The 22,216-nt window shown below is 69.4% G+C and carries 21 protein-coding genes; 10 read left to right on the top strand and 11 right to left on the bottom strand.

The genetic code is table 11. The features are described 5' to 3' along the window. The 3 genes from nusG to rplA form a co-directional block, all read left to right on the top strand. A partial coding sequence (gene nusG, locus VMD50_RS14520) for a transcription termination/antitermination protein NusG (protein ID WP_325428443.1) occupies positions 1-463 on the top strand: 463 nt, incomplete at its 5' end. Between the two features lie 143 nt (positions 464-606). Next, on the top strand, positions 607-1,035 hold the full coding sequence (rplK, locus tag VMD50_RS14515) for a 50S ribosomal protein L11 (RefSeq protein ID WP_325428442.1): 429 nt from the start codon (positions 607-609) through the stop codon (positions 1,033-1,035). A gap of 69 nt (positions 1,036-1,104) precedes the next feature. Continuing rightward, complete coding sequence (rplA, locus tag VMD50_RS14510) at positions 1,105-1,812, top strand: 50S ribosomal protein L1 (RefSeq protein ID WP_325428441.1); 708 nt, start codon at positions 1,105-1,107, stop codon at positions 1,810-1,812. Positions 1,813-1,912: 100 nt separating this feature from the next. Here rplA and VMD50_RS14505 read toward each other — a convergent pair whose 3' ends face one another. From VMD50_RS14505 to VMD50_RS14460, 10 genes are all read right to left on the bottom strand, one after another. After that, positions 1,913-3,130 (bottom strand): RNA polymerase sigma factor, encoded by a 1,218-nt coding sequence (locus tag VMD50_RS14505; protein WP_325428440.1) that lies wholly within the window; start codon positions 3,128-3,130, stop codon positions 1,913-1,915. A 3-nt stretch (positions 3,131-3,133) separates the two neighbouring features. Next, positions 3,134-3,832 carry a YciI family protein gene (locus tag VMD50_RS14500; RefSeq protein ID WP_325428439.1) on the bottom strand — a complete coding sequence of 233 codons (699 nt, stop codon included), beginning with the start codon at positions 3,830-3,832 and terminating at the stop codon, positions 3,134-3,136. Between the two features lie 91 nt (positions 3,833-3,923). Then, positions 3,924-4,820 (bottom strand): hydroxymycolate synthase MmaA4, encoded by an 897-nt coding sequence (gene mmaA4 / locus VMD50_RS14495; protein ID WP_325428438.1) that lies wholly within the window; start codon positions 4,818-4,820, stop codon positions 3,924-3,926. A gap of 85 nt (positions 4,821-4,905) precedes the next feature. Then, positions 4,906-5,787: a methoxy mycolic acid synthase MmaA3 gene (gene mmaA3, locus VMD50_RS14490; protein WP_325428437.1), complete on the bottom strand. Its 882-nt coding sequence runs from the start codon at positions 5,785-5,787 to the stop codon at positions 4,906-4,908. A gap of 86 nt (positions 5,788-5,873) precedes the next feature. Continuing rightward, the gene (gene mmaA2, locus VMD50_RS14485) at positions 5,874-6,800 is read right to left on the bottom strand and encodes a cyclopropane mycolic acid synthase MmaA2 (RefSeq protein ID WP_325428436.1); all 927 of its coding nucleotides are present in this window, start codon (positions 6,798-6,800) and stop codon (positions 5,874-5,876) included. A 10-nt stretch (positions 6,801-6,810) separates the two neighbouring features. Next, on the bottom strand, positions 6,811-7,671 hold the full coding sequence (mmaA1, locus tag VMD50_RS14480; protein ID WP_325428435.1) for a mycolic acid methyltransferase MmaA1: 861 nt from the start codon (positions 7,669-7,671) through the stop codon (positions 6,811-6,813). Positions 7,672-7,762: 91 nt separating this feature from the next. Then, a complete protein-coding gene (locus VMD50_RS14475; protein WP_325428434.1) occupies positions 7,763-8,668 on the bottom strand; it encodes an alpha/beta fold hydrolase in 906 nt (301 codons plus the stop codon). A gap of 10 nt (positions 8,669-8,678) precedes the next feature. Then, the gene (locus VMD50_RS14470) at positions 8,679-10,025 is read right to left on the bottom strand and encodes an ABC1 kinase family protein (protein ID WP_325428433.1); all 1,347 of its coding nucleotides are present in this window, start codon (positions 10,023-10,025) and stop codon (positions 8,679-8,681) included. Positions 10,026-10,077: 52 nt separating this feature from the next. Beyond that, positions 10,078-11,025 (bottom strand): alpha/beta fold hydrolase, encoded by a 948-nt coding sequence (locus VMD50_RS14465; protein ID WP_325428432.1) that lies wholly within the window; start codon positions 11,023-11,025, stop codon positions 10,078-10,080. After that, on the bottom strand, positions 11,001-11,591 hold the full coding sequence (locus VMD50_RS14460; protein WP_325428431.1) for a DinB family protein: 591 nt from the start codon (positions 11,589-11,591) through the stop codon (positions 11,001-11,003). The genes VMD50_RS14465 and VMD50_RS14460 overlap by 25 nt, the downstream gene beginning before the upstream one ends. Before the next feature lie 58 nt (positions 11,592-11,649). Between VMD50_RS14460 and VMD50_RS14455 the strand changes: the two genes are divergently transcribed. The 5 genes from VMD50_RS14455 (at position 11,650) to rplL (ending at position 18,616) form a co-directional block, all read left to right on the top strand. Continuing rightward, on the top strand, positions 11,650-15,834 hold the full coding sequence (locus VMD50_RS14455) for a glycoside hydrolase family 38 N-terminal domain-containing protein (protein WP_325428430.1): 4,185 nt from the start codon (positions 11,650-11,652) through the stop codon (positions 15,832-15,834). Further along, positions 15,831-16,448, top strand: coding sequence for a DUF7158 domain-containing protein (locus VMD50_RS14450; RefSeq protein ID WP_325428429.1), 618 nt, complete (start codon positions 15,831-15,833; stop codon positions 16,446-16,448). Before VMD50_RS14455 ends, VMD50_RS14450 begins: the two co-directional genes overlap by 4 nt. After that, entirely contained in the window at positions 16,448-17,362 is a 915-nt protein-coding gene (locus VMD50_RS14445; RefSeq protein WP_325428428.1) for an ROK family protein, read from the top strand. The genes VMD50_RS14450 and VMD50_RS14445 overlap by 1 nt, the downstream gene beginning before the upstream one ends. A gap of 218 nt (positions 17,363-17,580) precedes the next feature. After that, a complete protein-coding gene (rplJ, locus tag VMD50_RS14440; RefSeq protein WP_325428427.1) occupies positions 17,581-18,192 on the top strand; it encodes a 50S ribosomal protein L10 in 612 nt (203 codons plus the stop codon). Between the two features lie 31 nt (positions 18,193-18,223). Continuing rightward, entirely contained in the window at positions 18,224-18,616 is a 393-nt protein-coding gene (rplL, locus tag VMD50_RS14435) for a 50S ribosomal protein L7/L12 (protein WP_325428426.1), read from the top strand. A gap of 54 nt (positions 18,617-18,670) precedes the next feature. On the opposite strand, the gene VMD50_RS14430 is transcribed toward rplL, so the two are convergent. Then, positions 18,671-19,345 carry a TetR/AcrR family transcriptional regulator gene (locus tag VMD50_RS14430; protein ID WP_325428425.1) on the bottom strand — a complete coding sequence of 225 codons (675 nt, stop codon included), beginning with the start codon at positions 19,343-19,345 and terminating at the stop codon, positions 18,671-18,673. A 71-nt stretch (positions 19,346-19,416) separates the two neighbouring features. Here VMD50_RS14430 and VMD50_RS14425 point away from each other — a divergent pair, with 71 nt between their 5' ends. After that, positions 19,417-20,898, top strand: a complete 1,482-nt coding sequence (locus VMD50_RS14425) for a carotenoid oxygenase family protein (RefSeq protein ID WP_325428424.1) — start codon at positions 19,417-19,419, stop codon at positions 20,896-20,898. Positions 20,899-21,068: 170 nt separating this feature from the next. Then, positions 21,069-22,079 (top strand): ABC transporter ATP-binding protein, encoded by a 1,011-nt coding sequence (locus tag VMD50_RS14420; protein ID WP_325428423.1) that lies wholly within the window; start codon positions 21,069-21,071, stop codon positions 22,077-22,079. Positions 22,080-22,216: the final 137 nt, after the last annotated feature.

The following is a 22,216-nucleotide window of genomic DNA, read 5'->3' as shown; positions in this document are numbered from 1 at the left end:
GCCGACCGAAGAGGTCACCGAGATCAAGAACGGGCAGCGCAAGCAGGTCAACCGCAAGGTGCTGCCCGGCTACATCCTGGTGCGCATGGATCTGACCGATGACTCGTGGTCCGCGGTGCGTAACACCCCGGGGGTGACCGGGTTCGTCGGTGCGACGTCTCGCCCGTCGGCGCTGTCCCTCGACGATGTGGTGAAGTTCCTGCTGCCGCAGGCCGCGGGCAAGAAGACCGCCAAGGCCGCGACCGGCGCCGCCGCGAGCGAGACCGGCGGAATGGAACGCGTCCCCGTCGAGGTTGATTTCGAGGTCGGCGAGTCGGTGACGGTGATGGACGGACCGTTCGCCACGCTGCCCGCCACCATCAACGAGGTCAACGCCGAGCAGCAGAAGCTCAAGGTGCTGGTGTCGATCTTCGGCCGCGAAACCCCCGTCGAGCTGACCTTTAGCCAAGTCTCGAAGATCTAGTGGTGACCGCAAGCGCGGCGAAGCCGGGCGCAGCGGGTCACCACAATTAACAGAAGTGGTGACCGCAAGCGCGGCGAAGCCGGGCGCAGCGGGTCACCACAATTAACAGAAGTCCGACCGCACGGAAGGAACCGCAACATCTCATGGCCCCGAAGAAGAAAGTCGTTGGGCTGATCAAGCTCCAGATTCAGGCCGGGCAGGCCAACCCCGCCCCGCCGGTCGGGCCCGCACTCGGCCAGCACGGCGTGAACATCATGGAGTTCTGCAAGGCGTACAACGCCGCCACGGAGAACCAGCGCGGCAACGTGATCCCGGTGGAGATCACGGTCTACGAGGACCGCAGCTTCACCTTCGCGCTCAAGACACCGCCGGCCGCCAAGCTGCTGCTCAAGGCGGCCGGCGTCGGCAAGGGTTCCGCGGAGCCAAACAAGACCAAGGTCGCGAAGGTCAGCTGGGATCAGGTCCGCGAGATCGCCGAGACGAAGAAGGCCGACCTCAACGCCAACGACATCGACGCCGCCGCCAAGATCATCGCCGGCACCGCCCGGTCGATGGGAATCACCGTCGAGTAGGAAACGCACGTGGGAGGGCCAGCTTCGGCCCGCCGACAACCACGACCCAACATCGGATTGGATGGATCAGTGAGCAAGAACAGCAAGGCATTCCGCGCGGCCGCCGAGAAGGTGGACCGCAGCAACCTGTATACCCCGCTGCAGGCGGCCAAGCTCGCCAAGGAGACGTCGTCGGCCAAGCAGGACGCGACCGTCGAGGTGGCGATCCGGCTCGGCGTCGACCCGCGCAAGGCCGACCAGATGGTCCGCGGCACGGTCAACCTGCCGCACGGCACCGGTAAGACGGCGCGGGTCGCGGTGTTCGCCGTGGGCGACAAGGCCGAGCAGGCGCAGGCCGCCGGCGCGGACATCGTCGGCAGCGACGACCTGATCGAGAAGATCCAGGGCGGGTTCCTGGACTTCGATGCGGCGATCGCCACCCCCGACCAGATGGCCAAGGTCGGTCGCATCGCCCGCATCCTGGGCCCGCGCGGCCTGATGCCGAACCCGAAGACGGGCACCGTCACCCCCGACGTCGCCAAGGCCGTGTCCGACATCAAGGGCGGCAAGATCAACTTCCGGGTGGACAAGCAGGCCAACCTGCACTTCGTCATCGGCAAGGCGTCGTTCGACGAGAAGAGCCTGGCGGAGAACTACGGCGCCGCCATCGACGAGGTGCTGCGGCTCAAGCCGTCGTCGTCGAAGGGTCGCTACCTGAAGAAGATCACCGTGTCGACGACCACGGGCCCCGGCATTCCGGTGGACCCGGCCGTCACCCGCAACTTCGCCGAGGCCTGATCTTCACTGCGCGAACAGACACCAAGGCCCCTTTTTGTCGGCGTGTCGGGGGCTTTTGCGTCTGGTGGCCGGGCCGGGCCCGGCGAACACTGCTGGCGGATTACCCGCCGCACTCGGCGATGCGCCGCCGCAAGAAGTCGCGGCCGGGCTCGGAGCCGTTGGCCTCCAACGCCGTTCGGTACCACCGCGCGGCTTCCGCGGGCCGCCCGGCGCGCCGGAGCAGGTCGGCGCGCACCGTCGCCACGAGGTTCGACCGGGCCAGCCGCGGGTCGTGCGCGACCGCGTCGAGGGCGGCCAGTCCGGCGTCGGGTCCGTCGCGGAACCCGACCGCCAGCGCGCGGTTGGCGCGCACGATCGGGGAGTCCGTGATCGCCACCAGCCGGTCGTAGGCCGCGCAGATGGTGACCCAGTCCGTCTGCTCCCAGGACGGCGCCGTCGCGTGCAGCGCGGCGATCACCGCCTGCGGCAGATACGGGCCCGTCGATCCCTCGGCCTGGCGCAGCCGGTCCAGCCCGCGGGCGATGCGGCCGCGGTCCCATCGGCGACGGTCCTGCTCGTCGAGGGGCACCAGGGCTCCGGCTGAGTCGACCCGGGTCGCCCGTCGGGAATCGTGCAGCAGCACCAGGGCGGCCAGCGCGTGCGCCTCGCGCTCGCGCGGCATCAGCGCGCACAACTCCCCGGCCAGCCGGACCCCCTCGTCGCACAGCTCGTCCCGGATCGCCGACGGGCCCGCCGTCGACCAATACCCCTCGGTGAACACCGAGTAGATGCAACTGAGCACGTGCGGCGTGCGCTCGGGGAGCAGCTCCGCGGGCGGCACCCGCAGCGGGATGTTCGCGTGCCGGACCTTGTTCTTGGCGCGCGTGATTCGCTGGCCGATGGCCGCTTCGCTCTGCAGCAGCGCGCGGGCGATCTCGCCGACGGTCAACCCCGACACCAACCGCAGCGTGAGCGCCAGTTGCGACGGGCGGTCGAGCGCCGGGTGCGCGCACGTGAAGATCATCCGCAGCTCGTCGTCGCGAACCGGATGCGGGTCGGTGCCGTCGGTGCGCGCCAGGACCTCGTCCATCACGGCCGCCAACTCCTTCCCGGGACGCACCGATTCGCGGCGCAGCCGATCGCGGGCGCGGTTGCGGGCCACGGTCACCAGCCAGCCGCCGGGACTGTCCGGCACCCCGTCGCGCGGCCAGGCGCGCAGCGCCTCGGCGCAGGCTTCCTGGACGGCGTCCTCCGCGATGGTGAGGTCGCCCGACCACCGCGCCAGCGCGGCGACGGCGGGTCCCCATTCCCTACGGAAGACGCCGTCCAGGTTGGTCATGCGCTACAGGGCCGAGACTCCAGCCAGTTGCCGCACCTGCACCGTCGAGGCGGGGATCATCGATGCGATCTTGACGGCCTCGTCGCGGTCGGCGGCGCTGAGTAGGTAGATCCCCGTGGCGATTTCGGCGCCCTCCACATACGGCCCGTCGGTGGTCAGGACCTCGCCGTTGCGCACCCGCACAGTCGTCGCCGTGGACCGGTCGTGCAACGCGGCGCCGCCGATGATGTGATCGCCCGCGGCCGCGTGGAGATCAGCGTGCTTCGCCGCCACTGCCTCCCACTCCGGTGTGCCGGGTGTGTGCGCGGATTCGGCCGGTTCCAGCAGCAGCGCCAGCCAGTCGTTGCCGGTGAGCTTGCGGGACAGCTCGACCGAGTGGACGGCGGGCCACACCTCCACCGCGCCCCACTGGGCGAGCGGGACGTCGCGCGCGAGTGCCAGCGCCTCGTCGAGGTTTTCCGCTTCGAACACGTAGTAGCCGCAGGCCACCTCGGCGGTCTCGGCGAAGGGCCCGTCGGTGACCGTCGGCGCGTCCGGGCCGCCGCTGATGACCACCGCGGCGGCGGCGGGAGCCAGCGCATCCCCGGATTTGATCGCGGAGCCGGCCTTGGCGTGGAAGTTCTCCCATGCCGCCATCGCGGCGGCGGCGTCGTCGGGTGTGCGGTCTTGCTCCTGGCTGATCAACAGCGCGAAGTACTGCATGTTCGTCACCTCCGGTTGTGAGCGAAACCCTGTGTTCCACTCTCTACCTACTCGACGAACGGCGCAGCCCCGATCCGACAGCGGGCAGCGCTCAGACCGCGGCGCCCGGCTTGAGGTAGGCCACCAGACTGCAGTCGAGCATCTCGTCGGTGAAGTAGTGCTCGCAGCCGCGCAGGTACTTCATGTACCGCTCGTAGACCTCTTGGGAGGTGACCTCGATGGCCTTGTCCTTGTTGGACTCCAGCGTGTCGCCCCAGATGCGCAGCGTCTTGATGTAATGCGGCCGCAGCGAAAGCGGTTCGGGCACCGTGAAACCCGCCTTCTGGCCGTGCTCGACCATCATCTCGGTGGACGGCAGCCGCCCGCCCGGGAAGATCTCGGTGACGATGAACTTGATGAAGCGCGCCGTCTCGAAGGTCAGCTTCTTGCCGCGCGCGGCCATCTCGAAGGGGTGGTAGCTGACGCTGCTCTGGACGGTCATGCGACCGTCCTGGGGCATGATGTCGAAGCACCGCTTGAAGAAGTCGTCGTAGTTCTCGTGCCCGAAGTGCTCGAAGGCCTCGATCGACACGATCCGGTCGACGGGCTCGTTGAAATCCTCCCAGCCGTGCAGGCGAACCTGGCGCGAGCGGGTCGTGTCGAGCTCGCCGAGCACCTTCTCGCAGCGCGCATGCTGATTCTTGGACAACGTCAGGCCGATGACGTTGACGTCGAACCGTTCGACGGCGCGCTTCATCGTGGTGCCCCAGCCGCAGCCGATGTCGAGCAGGGTCATCCCCGGCTTGAGGTCGAGCTTGTCCAGGTTCAGGTCGATCTTGGCGTACTGGGCCTGTTCGAGCGTGATGTCCGGCGGCTCGAAGTACGCACAGCTGTAGATGCGGGTCGGGTCCTGGAACAGCGCGAAGAAATCGTCGGAGACGTCGTAGTGCGCCTGAATGTCTTCGAAGCGCGTCCGCGTCTTCGTCGGGCCAGTCGATTGATCAGGCATTTTCTGTCTTGTTCTCCTGGGAGTTCACTGCCTCTACGTAGGCACGCGCGTCATCGAGATATCTGACGTGCAACGATACCGAAGTTCACTTCTCCAACGTGAACTGGTTGCAGTCGACGTAACCCGTGCGGAACACTTTGGCGCACCCCGTCAGGTACTTCATGTACATCTCGTAGACCTCTTCGGACTGGATCGCGATGGCCTCGTCCCTGCGCGCCTCGAGGGCGTCGGCCCAGAAGTCCAGCGTCTTGGCGAAGTCCAGTTGCAACGACTGGCGGCGGGTCACCCTGAAACCGGCCTTCGCGGAGTGCTCCTCGACGGTCTCGACCGTCGGCAGCCGCCCGCCCGGGAAGATGTCGGTGACGATGAACCTCATGAACTTCGCCATCTCCATCGTCAACGGGAGGCCGCGCTCCATCACCTGCTTGACGTGCAGCCCGGTGATCGAGTGCAGCATCATGACGCCGTCGTCGGGCATGGCGCTGTAGGCGAATTTGAAGAAATCGTCGTAGCGGTGAAAACCGAAATGCTCCAACGCCTCGATGACGACGATGCGGTCCACAGGCTCGTCGAACTCGGCCCAGTCGCGTAGCAGCACCCGTCGCGAGCGGTTGCTATCGATCCCGTCGAGCACCTGCTGGCAGTAGGCGTGCTGATTCTTCGACAGGGTCAGCCCGACGACGTTGACGTCGTAGCGCTCGACGGCGCGCTTCATCACCGACCCCCACCCGCAGCCCACGTCGAGCAAGGTCATCCCCGGCTGCAGCCCCAGCTTGTCGAGCGACAGGTCGAGCTTGGCGAGCTGGGCCTCGTGCAACGTCATGCCCTCGCGCGGGAAGTACGCGCAGCTGTAGGTGCGGGTCGGGTCAACGAACAGCGCGAAGAATTCGTTCGAGAGGTCGTAGTGTGCCTGGACATTGTCGAGGTTCGACCGCTTAAGCGTGGCCCCCACTCGATTCTCGAACATGATGTCCTCCCGACTGGACCGGCACCTTGGCTCGATGCCATCCCCCGGCACCCTACACGGGGCGAGACCCATTCCCCGCGTTTGAACTAGTGCGGCCCCTGGATTTCTCGACCGGCCCCTATCCAAGTGTGATATGCATTACCCCCTGCTTTCTCCAGAGTGAACTGGTTCACGTCGATATAGCCGGTTCGGAACGCGTTGGCGCAGCCGGTCAGGTACTTGATGTACCGCTCGTAGACCTCGTCGGATTGGATGGCGATGGCCTCGTCCCGGTGCTCCCGCAGGGCCAGCGCCCACAGGTCGAGCGTCCTCGCGTAGTGCGGCTGCAGCGACTGCCGGCGGGTCAACGTGAACCCGGCTTTGGCCGAGCGCTCGCCCACCATCTCGATCGACGGCAGCCGCCCGCCCGGGAAGATCTCGGTGACGATGAACTTGATGAAGCGGGCCATCTCGAACGTCAGCGGTATGCCGCGCTCGACGCACTGCGGTCCCGTCAGCCCAGTGATCGTGTGCAGCAGCATCACCCCGTCGGCGGGCAGAACGTTGTGGGCCATCGCGAAGAAGTCGTCGTAGCGCTCATGACCGAAGTGCTCGAACGCCCCGATCGACACGATGCGGTCGACGGGTTCTTCGAACTGTTCCCAGCCGGCCAGCAACACCCGCTTGGTGTGCGGGTTCTCCATGTCGTCGAACGACTTTTGCACGTGGGCCGCCTGGTTCTTCGACAAGGTCAAACCGACGACGTTGACGTCGTATCTCTCGATGGCGCGGCGCATGGTGGCGCCCCAGCCGCAGCCGACGTCGAGCAGCGTCATGCCGGGCCGCAGTCCGAGCTTGCCCAGCGCCAGGTCGATCTTGGCGAGCTGCGCCTCTTCCAGCGTCATGTCGTCGCGCTCGAAGTAGGCGCAACTGTACGTCTGGGTGGGGTCCAGGAACAGCCGGAAGAAGTCGTCGGACAGGTCGTAGTGCGCCTGCACGTCGTCGAAGTGGGGTGTCAGGTCCTTCGCGGCCACGCCGGGCGGTTCACTTCGTCATCGTGAATTGGGCGACGTTGATCAGCCCCCTGCGGAAGCGCTCGGCGCACCCGGTCAGGTAGTGCATGAAGTTGTTGTAGGTTTCCTCGGACTGCACCGCGATGGCGCGGTCCCGGTTGGCCTCCAGGTTGCTTGCCCACGTGTCCAGGGTGCGTGAGTAGTGCTCCTGCAGCACCTGCGTTTGCTCGATCGAAAACCCGGCCGCCTGGGCGTTGTCGACGATGTCGGGTTCGGACGGGCATTCGCCGCCCGGAAAGATGGAGTCGCGCAGGAATTTGAGGAACCGGATGTCACTCATCGTCAGAGCGATGCCCTGCTGGTGAAACCACCGCCGGTCGTAAGTGAACAGGCTGTGCAACAACATCCGGCCGTCGTCCGGGAGGATCTCGTAGGAACGGTCGAAGAACGGCCGATAGCGCTCTTTGTGGAAAGCATCGAACGCCTCGAAGGAGACGATCCGGTCGACCTTCTCCTCGAACTCTTCCCACCCCTGCAGCCGAGCCTCGGCGTGCCGGGTGGTGGGGATCGCGGCCAGCCTGGCCTTGCTGCGCTCATAGTGGTTGCGGCTCAGGGTAAGTCCGATCACGTTCACGTCGTACTTCTCGACGGCGCGCACCAGCGCACCGCCCCAGCCGCACCCGACGTCGAGCAGCGTCATGCCGGGCTGCAGCTTCAGCTTGTCCAGCGCCAAATCCAATTTGGCGAGTTGCGCCTCTTCCAGCGTCATGTCGTCGCGCTCGAAGTAGGCGCAGGTGTAGACCCAGGTGGGGTCGAGGAAGAGGCCGAAGAAGTCGTCCGAAATGTCGTACGCCGCTTGCGAGTCCTCGTAGTAGGGTTTCAGCTCGGCCATTGTTAGACATCCTCCCAACGCCAACCGTACAACGCGGTAAGAGCTTCCGTGAAATTCACCGGGGCACTCCAAAAGCCGTCCGACGCTCGCCTCAGCCGGCCCCGGCGAAGTTGCTAGTCAGCACGCTGATCAACCGATCCCACAATTGCTGAGGCAGGTCGTGGCCCATGCCGTCGAATAAGAATAGTCGAGCGCCATCGATGGCGCGTGCAACCGCGCGTCCGCCCGAGGGACGCATCAGTTTATCGGCCCGGCCGTGCAGGACCACGGTCGGCGCGACCGTCCGCCTGTTGTAGCCGAGCAGGTTGCCGCTCGCCATGATCGCGCTGAAGTGCCGGGCGACGCCCCAGGGATAGTAGCTGCGTTCGTAACCCTCGATTGCCTCGGCGCGGACCTGCTCCTCGGGCGCCCGGTAGCGCGGGCTGCCGGTGATCTTGGTGACGCGCACGGCGTTGTCCACGATCACCTCGCGGGGGGAGCCCGGCGGCGGGCCTTTGAGGACCGCGAGCAGGGCGCGCGGCGCCGGCGGCGGCAGGAACGGGCGGTTGTTGCTGGAGAAGATGACCGCCAGGCTCCTGGTCCGCTCGGCGAAACGCCCCGCGAAGACCTGCGCGATCATGCCGCCCATCGACGCCCCGACGATGTGGGCGCGTTCGATACCCAGGTGATCGAGCACGGCGGCGGCGTCGTCGGCCAGGTCCTCCAGCGCGTAAGCCGCCTCGCCGCGCAGCCCGAGCCAGAACCGCAGCAGCCGGGGGACCAGCGGCTGGCCGGCGCCCGCCCTCGGCGTCTTGCTGGACAGGCCGACGTCGCGATTGTCGTACCGGATGACACGCAGGCCCTGGGCGACGAGTTTCTCGCAGAACGCGGTCCGCCACAGCAGGAGCTGGGCGCCCAGCCCCATGATCAGCAGGACGGGCGGATGGTCGACGTCGCCCATGTCCTCGTAATACAGCTTCAGGTCGCCCGAAATCGCGTGGCCGTTGCGGATTTCCATCGGGGCGCCCCTAGACCTCCACGTCGGTCTGATGCTCGCGGCTGACCTCGACCATGAAGTTGGCGAAGTAACCCGTCAGCTGTGGGTCGGACATCATCTGCCACTTCGGTGCCAGCAGTTTCATGTACCGCTCGACGTAGAGGAACTGCTTGCCGATCAGCACCAGTTCCCGGGGCAGCTTGACGTCGTAGGCGTCGGCCAGCGCGGACAGCTGCCGCCCGATGTCGGCGTAGGACATGTCGCCCAGCGTCTGCATGGTCAGCGGGGTGGCGAACTTTTCCAGGTCCTTGGCGGCCTCGGCCTCGGGCCTCATGGTGCCGACGGCGCCCATCAGCACCACGATCTTGCCGGCCGAGGCGTGGTCCTTCTTCACCAGCAGGGCGTACACCAGCTCGCGCAGCAGCCAGCGGGTGCGGGGGTCGATGCGGCCCATGATGCCGAAGTCGAAGAACACGATGCGGCCCGCGTCGTCGACGTAGAGGTTGCCGGCGTGCAGGTCGCCGTGGAACAGCCCGTGCCGCAGCCCGCCCTCGAAAAGCGAGAACAGCAGCGCCTTGACCAGCTCAGTGCCGTCGAAGCCGGCCTGGCGGATGGCCTTGACGTCATCGATGCGGATGCCGTGCACCCGCTCCATGGTCAGCACCCGCTCCGTGGTGAAGTCCCAGTGCACCTGTGGCACCCGGATGTTCTTGCCCAGCGGTGAGGCGTGCAGGTGCGAGACCCACGCGTCCATCGACTGGGCCTCGAGGCGGAAGTTCAGCTCCTCGGCCAGGTTGTCGGAGAAGTCGGCGACCACGTCCTGCGCCGACAGGCGGCGGCCCAGCTTGGCCAGCTCGACGGCCTGGGCGAACCGCTTGAGGATCTGCAAGTCGGCCGCGACCCGGCGCCGGATGCCCGGGCGCTGGATCTTGACGACGACCTCCTCGCCGCTGTGCAGGGTCGCGTAGTGCACCTGCGCGATGGACGCCGACGCGAATGGCGTTTCGTCCCACTTGGCGAACAGGTCGGCGGGGTCACCGCCGAGCTCCTCGGTGAGGAGCTTGTGCACCTCTTTCGGGTCGGCGGGCGGCACCCGGTCGAGCAGGCCGCGGAATTCGCGGGACAGCGACTCGCCGAACGCGCCGGGGCTGGACGCGATGATCTGCCCGAACTTCACGTACGTCGGCCCGAGGTCGACGAACGTGTTCGGGAGCTGCTTGATCACTTTCTGCTGCCACGGCCCCCTGCCGGGCAGCTTGGCGACGACCCGGGCAGCGGTGCGGGTGACCTGCCAACCGGTGGCTGCTACCCGGGCCGCTTCGACCGGCAAGGGCACCCGATCGAGCTTGGCCACCTCGCGGTGTTTGGTAGTAGTCATCTCAGCAGTGTGCCAAATCGTGGGTGTCAAGTCCCAATTGCTGTGAGCGCGCTCACCAGGTGTCGGCGAGCGCGAAGTGCTCGGTGAGGGTCTCGATGATCGGCCGCCAGACCGGTCTCGGAAGATCGTGTCCCATCCCGTCCACCAAGACGAAGCGCGCGCCGGGGATGGCCGCGGCGACCGCGCGCCCGTTGCGCGGACGCACCATCGGGTCCGCCGAACCGTGCAGCACCACGGTCGGGGCGGTGATCGCCCTGCTGTAGCCGAGCAGGCTGCCGGTGCCCAGCACAGCGTCGAATTGGCGCAGCATCCCCGGCGGGTAGCTGCAGCGGTCCGCGAGCTGCCGCACCCGCGCCCGCAGGTCGGCGTCGGGCGGCAGGAAGTTCGGTCCGTTGAACACCGCGACGTTGCGCACCTCGAAGGCCAGTTTCTCCTCGGCGGAGGCGTCCTTGGCCGGCGGATCGAACGCCAGCTTGATGACGCGCCAGGCCGGCAATGCGGAGAACGGCTTGCCGGTGGTCGACATGATCACACTCAGCGACGCCACCCGGTGCGGCTCGCTGGCGGCCAGGATCTGGGCGATCATGCCGCCCAGCGATGCGCCCACCACGTGCGCCCGGCCGATGTCCAGCTGATCGAGCAACGCCACCACGTCCCCGGTCATGTCGACCAGGGTGTAGGGCACGCGGCTGGGCCTGCCCAGCAGGTAGCGGCCGACCCGCCGGTACACCGGGCCTTGCGCCCGCAACCCGTGCATCTTGGCCGACAGCCCGGTGTCGCGGTGGTCGAACCGGATGACGCGGTAACCGGCGTCGACGAGTTGCGCGCAGAACCCGTCGGGCCACATGGGCAGCTGGGCGCCCAGCCCCATGATGAGCAGCGCGGGCGGGGCGGCCGGGTCGCCGAGGTCCTCGTAGAACAGCTCGACGGTGCCGTGCGGAGTCTCGCGGCGCGCGACGCCGCTGCGGATCTGCCCTATTTCTTCCAGGGCTGCACCCATCCCTCGATCTCCCAGTTCTCCAGCCCGGCGATCAACTCGTACATGGTGGCGCCGTCGATGGTCTCCCGGATGATATCGGCGTGCCCGGCGTGGCGGGCCAGCTCGTTGATGACGTGCAGGATCACCCAGCGCACCGACCAGGCCTTCTGGTTCTTGGGGAACCAGGGGATGTCCTGCGGAACGGGCACCGGGGCGTCGAGGTCGGCGGTTTCGGCCAGGCGCAGCGTTTCGGCGTTCTGGGCTTCGAAGGCCCCCAGCAGCCCGGCCAGGGTCTCGTCGGGGCGCATCACGTGCTGGTCGCCGAACTCCTTGGCGATCTCCTCGAACGGCCGGGGGTCCTTCGGCGGCGCGTCCGGCGCGGCAGCCACCCGCGCCATCCAGTTGCGTTGCATCGCGGTGGCGTGCTTGATGAGCCCGCCGACCGACAGCGCGCTGACCGAGGGCGTGGACCGGGCCTGTTCGTCGGTGAGGCCGTAAGAGACGGCGAAATACGCACTCTGGTGGAACGCCATGAACTCGCGCAGGGCGTTGCGTTCGTCGGTGACGGGCGGGGCGAGGGCGGGCATGACCAGATCCTAGGTACAGATGCATCCGCCGCGGCCCCCCGCACCGTAAAGTGCGGGCATGCAGGTGATTTCGGCGGGCTCGACCGAGCTTTTCGTCGGGCCGCCGGACGCGCCGCTGCAGCTCGCGCGCATAGGCGTCGCGGGCTGCGTCGAGCCGACCCGGATCCGCATCGATGGCGACGGCCTGGGCGGGGAGGCGACGGCTCAGCCGGCAGCCGGGGTCGTCGAGGTGCCGGTCACCGTCGACGGCCCGGCCGTCGGTCAGCGACGGGCGGCGCGGGTGCACGCGGGTGGCGTCACCACGCCATTCGAGTTCACCGTGGCCGAGCCCGGGTGGACCATGTTCATGGTCAGTCACTTCCACTACGACCCGGTCTGGTGGAACACCCAGGGCGCCTATACCAGCGAGTGGACCGAAGACCCGCCGGGGCGGCAGACCAACGGCTTCGAACTGGTCCACGCGCACCTGGAGATGGCCCGCCGCGAGCCCGAATACAAGTTCGTGCTGGCCGAGGTGGACTACCTCAAGCCGTACTGGGACACCCACCCCGAGGACCGCGCCGACCTGCGCCGGTTCCTGGCCGAGGGCCGCGTCGAGGTGATGGGCGGCACCTACAACGAGCCCAACACCAACCTCACCGGCCCGGAAACAACCATCCGAAACATGGTGCACGGCGACGGTTTTCAGCGCCACGTGGTGGGCGCCGACCCTGCCACCGCGTGGCAGCTGGACGTGTTCGGCCACGACCCGCAATTCCCGGGGTTGGCCGCCGACGCGGGCCTGACGTCGAGTTCGTGGGCCCGCGGCCCGCACCACCAGTGGGGCCCGGGGGGCGGGGTGGACCGCATGCAGTTCTGCAGCGAGTTCGAGTGGATCGCGCCGTCGGGTCGCGGCCTGCTCACCCACTACATGCCCGCGCACTACGGGGCGGGCTGGGGCATGGACTCGTCGGCCTCGCTCGCCGAGGCCGAGGACGCCACCCGTGCGCTGTTCGAGCGGCTCAAGAAGGTCGCCCTGACGCGCAACGTGCTGCTGCCCGTGGGGACCGACTACACGCCGCCGAACAAGTGGGTGACCGCGATCCACCGCGACTGGGCCGCGCGCTACACCTGGCCTCGCTTCGTGTGCGCGCTGCCGCGGGAGTTTTTCGCCGCGGTGCGCGCCGAACTGGCGCAGCGCGGACGTGAGCCGTCGCCGCAAACCCGCGACATGAACCCGATCTACACCGGCAAGGACGTCTCGTACATCGACACCAAACAGGCCAACCGCGCCGCCGAGAACGCCGTGCTGGAGGCCGAGCGCTTCGCCGTGTTCGCCGCCCTGATGACCGGCGCCGAGTACCCGCAGGCCGCGCTGGCCAAGGCGTGGGTGCAGTTGGTCTACGGGGCGCACCACGACGGCATCACCGGCTCGGAGTCCGACCAGGTCTACCTGGACCTGCTGACCGGCTGGCGCGACGCGTGGGAGCTGGGCCGGGCGGCCCGCGACAACTCGCTGGCGCGGTTGTCGGTTGCGGTCGGTGGTGACGTGACCGTGTGGAATCCGTTGGCGCACCGGCGCTCCGACGTGGTGACCGCCCGCCTCGACCGGCCGCCGGGCGCCGGGGTTCGGGTGCTCGACCCCGGCGGCACCGAGTTGCCCGCGCACGTCGAGCACGACGGGCGTTCGGTCAGCTGGCTGGCGCGCGACGTGCCGTCGCTGGGCTGGCGGGCCTACCGGCTGGTGCCGGCCCCAGAAGGGCCGGCAGCGAGCGGCTGGAAACCCATGCCGGGCGCGGCTATCGGCAACGAGCACTACCGGCTGCAGGCCGACCCGGCGCGCGGCGGCGGGGTCGCGTCCCTGGTGCACGACGGCCGGCAGCTGATCGCCGCCGGCCGGGTGGGCAACGAGCTCGCTCTCTACGAGGAATACCCGTCGCACCCGCAGCAGGGGGAGGGGCCGTGGCACCTGCTGCCCCGGGGCCCGGTCGTGTGCTCGTCGGAGTCGCCGGCCCGGGTGCGGGCCTACCGCGGCCCCCTCGGCGAGCGGCTGGTCGTGCACGGGCGCATCGCCGGGCTGCTGCGCTACACCCAGACCCTGACCCTGTGGCACGGGGTGGCCCGGCTGGACTGCCGCACCGCCATCGACGAATTCACCGGCCAAGATCGCCTGTTGCGGCTGCGCTGGCCGTGTCCGGTGCCCGGCGCCATGCCCGTCAGCGAGATCGGCGACGCCGTCGTCGGGCGGGGCTTCGCGTTGCTGCATGACGGGGCCCGCTCCGTGGATACCGCGCAGCACCCGTGGACGCTGGACAATCCGGCCTACGGCTGGTTCGGGCTGTCCTCGGCGGTGCGGGTCCGAGTCGTGGGCGGCTCGGACGACGCGGCGCGGGCGGTGTCGGTGGCCGAGGTGGTGACTCCGGCCGAGGCGGCGTCCGGGCCGCTGGCGCGCGAGCTGATGGTCGCGCTGGTCCGCGCCGGCGTCACGGCCACCTGCAGCGGGGCCGACAAGCCGCGCTACGGGTGCCTCGACGTCGACTCCAACCTGCCCGACGTCCGGATCGCGCTCGGTGGGCCCGCTCGCAACGCCTTCGTCAAAGCCGTTCTGGCGCAGGCTGATCCCGAGTACACCGCCGAGCTCGAGCGCCAGCTGGCGGCGACGGGCCGGGCCCGGGTCTGGGTGCCGGCCGAGGGCCCGTTGGCGGCCGCGTGGGTGCCCGGCGCGGACCTGCGACCGCCGCGGGCGCTGCCGGTCCTGGTGATCGACGGCGACCCCCGAGCCCCCGAGGACGGTCTGGCCGCGGCGATCGCGTCGGTGGTCGATGACCTTGCCGAATTCGAGATCACGGTCACCCAGCGGGCGCCGTCGGGCATGGATCGCTTCGAATCCCACACCGTCGCGCTGTTCAACCGCGGGGTGCCGAGCTTCGCCGTCGACACCGACGGCACCCTGCACACCGCGCTGATGCGGTCCTGCACCGGCTGGCCGTCGGGCACCTGGATCGACGATCCGCGCCGCACCGCCCCCGACGGATCCGGCTTCCAGCTGCAGCACTGGACGCACGCTTTCGACTACGCGCTCGTCAGTGATCACGGCGACTGGCGGAAGGCCGAGATCCCGGCGCGCGCGGCGCAATTCGCGCATCGGCTGCTCGCGGTCGTCCCCGGCGTGCGACGCGGCGGGCTGCCGCCGTCCGGATCGCTCCTGCACATCGAGCCGGCCGGCGCGGTGCAGCTCGCGGCCCTCAAGGCGGCCGGCAACCCGCTGCCGACCGGCAGCGCCCGGCCGGTCGACCCGGGCGCGGTGGCCCTGCGGTTGGTGGAAACCAGCGGGAACCGCGCCCGCGTCGCCCTCGGCTCCGGGCTGGGCAAGGTGCGCGGGCTGCGGTTCGCCGACCTGCTGGAACGGCCGCACCGCGACACGAAGTCGATCGACCTGCACGGCTATCAGGTCGCCACCGTGCTGGCCCGTCTCGAAATGCCCGCCCTGGCAGGGGTTTCCGAGGGTTCCGCGCGGCCGGCGCCGGACACCGAGGCCGCGCAGCCGCTTTACACGCGCTACTGGCTGCACAACCGCGGACCCGCGCCGCTCGGCGGGTTGCCGGCCGTCGCGCACCTGCACCCGCGGCGGGTGACGGCCGCGCCGGGCGGCGAGGCGGCGTTGCGGCTCACCGCGGCCAGCGATTGCAGCGACGCCGCGCACGACGGCGCGGTGCGGGTGGTCTGTCCCGACGGCTGGGCGGCCGCACCGGCCGAGCTGCCGTTCACGCTGTGCGCCGGCGATCACCGCGAGGCCGACGTGGTGGTGTCGATCCCGGCGCACGCGGAGCCCGGCCTGTACCCGGTCCGCGCCCAGCTGAGACTCACGGGAAACGACGTCCCCGTGGCCTGGCGCCAGGTGGTCGAGGACGTCTGCGTGGTTGAGGTCGGTGCGTGCGACGACGCGGCGCTGCTCTACCTCGCCGACGGGCCGGCCGACGTCGAACTCGCGGCGGGCCAGACGGCCCGGCTGGCCGTGACGGTGGGCACCCACGCCCGGGCCGACCTGGCGCTCGAGGCCCACCTGATCAGCCCCTGGGGCACCTGGGAGTGGATCGGCCCCGCCGCGCTCGGCGCCGTGCTACCGGCCCGCGGCGAGGTCGAGCTCGGCTTCGACGTGACGCCGCCGCCGTGGCTGGACCCCGGCCATTGGTGGGCGCTGGTCCGGGTGGGCTGCGCCGGCCGGCTGGTCTACTCACCGGCGGTGCGGGTGGCCGTGACATGAGCGCGCGGCCGGTGGCGACCGTTGCCGGGGATCTGGTGTCCGTCGACGAGGTCGACGCGGCCGAGGCGCGGCTGCGGCGCGGCCGGGCAGCGGCCGCGCTGCCGGCGAGCGGCACCGCCGAGGGCCGGCAGCTGCGGCGCTGGCTCACCCAGCTGATCGTGACCGAACGAGTGGTCGCCGCCGAGGCGGCCGCGCGCGGCCTGACCGCGCGGGACGCGCCGGCCGAGGCCGAGCTGCTGCCCGACGCGACCGCCCGGCTGGAGATCGGCAGCGTCGCCGCCGCCGCGCTGGCGGACCCGCGGGCGCGGGCGCTGTTCGCCGACGTCACCGCGGAGGTCCGGATCGGCGACGACGACGTGGCCGACTACCACGCCCGCAACCCGCTGCGATTCGCCGCCCCCCGCCCCGGCCCGCACGGCTGGCGGGTCCCCTCGCGGGTCGGGCCGCCGTTGGCGGAGGTACGCCCGGCGATCGCCGAGCACCTGCAGGGTGCGGCGCGGCGACGCGCCTTCCGGGTCTGGCTGGACGCGCGCCGGGCCGCGCTGGTCCGGCTGGCACCCGGCTACGAGCATCCGGGCGACCCGCGCCAACCCGACAACACCCATCGCCACTGATGACCGGGCTCACCCTCTGCGTGGACATCGGCGGTACGAAAATTGCCGCCGGCCTGGCCGATCCCGGCGGCGCCCTGGTGCACACCGCGATCCGGCCCACCCCCGCCGGCGGCCCCGCCGAGGAGATCTGGGCCGCGGTCGCCGCGACCATCGCCGACGCGATGCGCGTCGCCGACGGTTCAGTCACGGCCGTGGGCATCGGTTCGGCCGGCCCCATCGACCTGCCCCGCGGGCGCGTCAGCCCGATCAACATCCGATCCTGGCGCGGCTTTCCGCTGCGCGACCGCGTCGCGGCCATGATTCCGCGCGTGCCGGTACGGCTGGGCGGCGACGGCGTCTGCATGGCGCTGGGAGAGCAGTGGCTGGGCGCCGGCCGCGGCGCGCGGTTCATGCTCGGCATGGTGGTGTCCACCGGCGTGGGTGGGGGATTGGTGCTCGACGGCGTCCCGTACACCGGGCGCACCGGCAACGCCGGTCACGTCGGTCACGTCGTGGTCGAACAGGACGGCCGGACCTGCGCGTGCGGGGGCCGCGGCTGCGTCGAGACCGTCGCGGCCGGCCCGGCGCTGGTGCGCTGGGCGCGGGACAACGGCTGGCCGGCGCCGCCGGGCGCCGGCGCGAGGGACCTGGCTGCCGCGGCGGCGGCCGGGTATCCGCTGGCGGTGCGGGCGTTTCGCAGGGGCGCCACCGCGCTCGCGGCGATGATCGCGTCGGTCGGGGCGGTGTGCGACCTCGATCTCGTGGTCGTCGGCGGTGGCGTCGCCAAATCCGGCGCGGTGCTCTTCGACCCGCTGCGCACCGCACTGGCCGAGTACGCCCGGCTGGACTTCCTGGCCGGACTGCGGGTGGTGCCGGCCGGGCTGGGCGGCGAGGCCGGCCTGGTCGGCGCGGCCCGGCTGGCGCGTTTTGGCTGACCGCGGGGCGTCGCGCTATTGTGGTGGCGATCCACCGAAGACCGTCGGTCACCGAGCAATCGGTTGAAGGTCCGGGAACATCCCGGCGGCCCACGCAGGAGGACGAGGCAACACCGCCGGCCCGCGCCGGCGCATCTTTACGCCCCGGCCGCTTCCTGCGCCGGGGCGTTCGTCGTTCCGCGGTGATCGCACAAGACATTCACCGACAGGAGGTATGCATGGCCAGGGCTGACAAGGCCACCGCCGTCGCAGACATCACGGAGCAATTCAAGGACTCGACGGCCACCCTGATCACCGAATACCGCGGCCTGACCGTGGCCAACCTGGCCGAGCTGCGCCGGTCGCTGGCGGGATCTGCCACCTACACGGTGGCCAAGAACACGCTGATCAAGCGGGCGGCCGCCGACGCCGGGATCGAGGGCCTCGACGAGCTGTTCGCCGGCCCGACGGCCATCGCGTTCGTCAGCGGCGAGCCGGTCGACGCCGCGAAGGCGATCAAGACTTTCGCCAAGGACAACAAGGCCCTGGTCATCAAGGGCGGCTACATGGATGGCCACCCGCTGACGGTCGCCGAGGTCGAGCGCATCGCGGACCTGGAGTCCCGCGAGGTGCTGCTGGCCAAGCTGGCCGGTGCGATGAAGGGCAACCTCGCCAAGGCGGCCGGCCTGTTCGCCGCCCCAGCCTCGCAGATGGCCCGGCTCGCGGCCGCGCTGCAGGAGAAGAAGGCCACAGAGACCCCGGAGACCCCGGCGCCGGCCGCCGCCGAGGCCCCGGAACCAGCTTCGGAAGCACCCACTGAGGCTCCGGAAACCCCGGCCGAAGCCGAATAACCCCAAAACCCCAAACCAGGAAGGACCCACAATGGCAAAGATGTCTACCGACGACCTGCTCGACGCGTTCAAGGAAATGACCCTGCTCGAGCTCTCAGACTTCGTCAAGAAGTTCGAGGAGACCTTCGAGGTCACCGCGGCCGCCCCGGTCGCCGTCGCCGCAGCCGGGCCGGCCGCCGGTGGCGCGCCCGCCGAGGCCGCCGAGGAGCAGTCGGAATTCGACGTCATCCTCGAGGCCGCCGGTGACAAGAAGATCGGCGTGATCAAGGTGGTCCGGGAGATCGTCTCCGGCCTGGGCCTCAAGGAGGCCAAGGACCTCGTCGACGGCGCGCCCAAGCCGCTGCTGGAGAAGGTCACCAAGGAGGCGGCCGACGATGCCAAGGCCAAGCTCGAGGCCGCCGGCGCCACCGTCACCGTCAAGTAGTTCCCTCCGCGAAACCCCCGGAGGCCCAGAGCGGGCTCCGGGGGTTTCGTGCGCTCAGCGGGCGCCGAAGGCCGCGCGTTGCGACCGTGCTACGCGCTCGAGTGAATCCCCCAGCGCCACGAGGAAATTCGACGTCATCGCCCCGAGTACCGGCGCCACGGCCGCGCCGTCCTCGCCGTAGAAACCGGCCAACTCGAGCATCACGAACCCGTGCACCAACGCCCAGAACTGGGCGGCCGTGGCAACTATCGCTGCGTCGGCCGCCGAAGCGACTGTGATTCGCCCCGCCCGCACGGCGCGCTGCACCGCGCGGACCACGTGCGCGAAGCTGGGAATTTTCTGCTCGATCTCGGCGACCGTCAGCGTCAGGACGTTGCCCGCGGGTGCGTTGATGCCGTGTGCGCTGGTGCTGCCGAACATCAGCCGGTACATGTGCGGACGCTCGATGGCGTAACGCCGGTAGGCGGCGCCGATGGTGAACAGGTCGGCGACCGGGTCGTCCGTCTGGGGCACCGTGAGCGCGGCGTCGAACTGCCGCAGGCCCTCCTCGGCGACGGCGGCGATCAGGCCCCGCATCCCGCCGAAATGGGTGTACACCGCCATCGTCGAGGTCCCCGCGGCGCCGGCCACCCTGCGGGTCTGCAGCGCGTCCGGCCCCCGCTCGTCGAGCAGGCGGACGGCAGCGTGCAGCATCTCATCGCGAACGCTGCGTTGCGTCTCCGAAGTCATCCTTGCCATCTTCCCATCACCGGCGTAGCGTCCTCATAACAGCGAAATATCAACGTTATAGGAGTTTAGCAGTGACTTCCGTGCAGACCGCCCGATCCCGGAATCCCTATCTCGAGGGCTTCCTCGCGCCGGTGGGCGCCGAGGTGACCGCGACCGATCTGGAGGTCACCGGGCGCATCCCCGAGCACCTCGACGGGCGCTATCTGCGCAACGGGCCCAACCCGGCCGAGGAGGTCGACCCGGCCACCTACCACTGGTTCAGCGGCGACGGCATGGTGCACGGCGTGGCGCTGCGCGACGGCAAGGCCCGCTGGTACCGCAACCGCTGGGTGCGCAGCCTGTCGGTGTGCGCCACCCTCGGCGAACCGGCGCCGGCCAGGCTCGACCCGCGCGCGGGCCTGCTTTCGCTGGGCGCCAACACCAACGTGCTGACCCACGCCGGACGGACCCTGGCGCTGGTCGAGGGTGGCGTCGCCAACTACGAGCTGACCGACGAGCTCGACACCCTCGGCACGTGCGACTTCGACGGCACCCTGGCCGGCGGCTACACCGCCCATCCGCACCGCGATCCGCGCACCGGCGAATTGCACGCCGTGTCCTATTCGTTCGCCCGCGGGCGCACCGTGCAGTATTCGGTGATCGACACCCGGGGGCGGGCCCGCCGCACGGTCGACATCGAGGTGTCCGGGTCGCCGATGATGCACGACTTCTCGCTGACCGACAAATATGTGGTGATCTACGACCTGCCGGTGACGTTCGACGCGGCGCAGGCGCTGCCGGCCAGCATGCCGCGGTGGCTGTCACTGCCCGCGCGGCTGGTGATGCAGTCGCTGATCGGACGGGTCCGGGTGCCGGGCCCGATCAACGCGATGATGAACCGCGAGCCGAAGCACTCCGACCGGATGCCGTACGCCTGGAACCCGAACTACCCGGCGCGCGTCGGGGTGATGCCCCGCGAGGGCGCCAACAAGGACGTCCGCTGGTTCGACATCGAACCCTGCTACGTCTATCACCCGCTCAACGCCTACTCCGAAATGCGGCGCGGTGCCGAGGTTTTGGTGCTCGACGTGGTCCGCTACTCGCGGATGTTCGACCGCGACCGGCGCGGCCCCGGCGAGGCCCCGCCCATCCTCGAGCGCTGGACCGTCAACCTGGCCACCGGCGCGGTGACCACCGAATGCCGCGACGACCGCCCGCAGGAATTCCCCCGCATCAACGAGACCCTGCTCGGTGGGCGGCACCGCTTCGGCTACACCGTCGGCGCTTCTTTCTCCGGCGGTGCGCCGGGGCTGTACAAGCACGACTATGCGAGCGGATCCAGCGTGGCGGCCGCGCTCGATCCCGCCCTTCTGCTCGGCGAGATGTCATTCGTGCCCAATCCCGGGGACCGGGCCGAAGACGACGGCGTCCTGATGGGCTACGGCTACCACCGCGACCGCGACGAAGGGCAATTGGTGCTGCTGGATGCCCAGACCCTCGAATCGGTGGCGACCGTGCACCTGCCGCAGCGGGTACCGATGGGTTTCCATGGTAACTGGGCGCCGGCCGGCTAACACCCGCGTCAAATAACAGCAAGCGGCGACGGCGCGCTCCGGTCTCAGGTGGGCCAATTTTTGCCGGCGGCGGTGTCCATCCCTGATGCGCCCCCGCGAGCGTGCGCTACAGTGACTCATGCCACAGAAAGGGCAGGTGGCGGGCACCAGCGTCGACGGAAGGATCCCCCATGGGCGTCGCTATCGAGGTGAGAGGACTGACCAAGTCCTTCGGTCCCTCGAGGATTTGGGAAGACGTGTCGTTGGATATCCCCGCCGGGGAGGTCAGCGTGCTGCTGGGGCCCTCGGGTACCGGCAAATCGGTGTTCCTGAAGTCGCTGATCGGTCTGCTGCGGCCGGAACGCGGCTCGATCATGATCGACGGCACGGACATCCTGGAATGCTCGGCCAAGGAACTCTACGAGATCCGCACCCTGTTCGGCGTGATGTTCCAGGACGGCGCGCTGTTCGGCTCGATGAACCTGTTCGACAACGCGGCGTTCCCGCTGCGCGAGCACACCAAGAAGAAGGAAAGCGAGATCCGTGACATCGTCATGGAGAAGCTGAGTCTGGTGGGTCTGGGCGGCGACGAGAAGAAGTTCCCCGGTGAGATCTCCGGCGGTATGCGCAAGCGCGCCAGCCTGGCCCGGGCGCTGGTGATGGACCCGCAGATCATCCTGTGCGACGAGCCCGACTCGGGTCTGGACCCGGTTCGTACCGCGTATTTGAGCCAGTTGATCCTCGACATCAACGCCCAGATCGACGCCACCGTCCTGATCGTGACGCACAACATCAACATCGCCCGCACCGTGCCGGACAACATGGGCATGCTGTTCCGCCGCAAGCTGGTCATGTTCGGCCCGCGCGAGGTGCTGCTGACCAGCGATGAGCCGGTGGTGCGGCAGTTCCTCAACGGCCGCCGCATCGGGCCGATCGGCATGTCGGAGGAAAAGGACGAGGCGACGATGGCCGAGGAACAGGCTCTGCTCGATGCGGGCCACCACGCCGGCGGCGTCGAAGAAATCGAGGGCGTGCCGCCACAGATCGTCGCGACGCCGGGGATGCCGGAGCGCAAAGCCGTCGCGCGGCGCCAGGCCCGGGTGCGCGCAATCCTGCACACGCTGCCCAAAAAGGCCCAGGCGGCGATCCTCGATGACCTCGAGGGCACCCACAAGTACCACGCGAACGAGTTCGGCGGCTAGGAGCCTGGGTCGGTAACACGCCGTCTGGGGTATCTGGCTGAATGCGGGATACACGCGATGATGGGGTGTGCCTGATGATCTCGATGATGGTGGGTTGTTCGAGGTAGATCCCGCGCTGCGGGTAGATACGCATTCTG

The organism is Mycobacterium sp. (assembly GCF_035506235.1).
Taxonomy (GTDB): Bacteria; Actinomycetota; Actinomycetes; order Mycobacteriales; family Mycobacteriaceae; genus Mycobacterium.
Note: the sequence above shows the minus strand (reverse complement) of the source record. Positions and strands in the feature narration are given on the sequence as shown.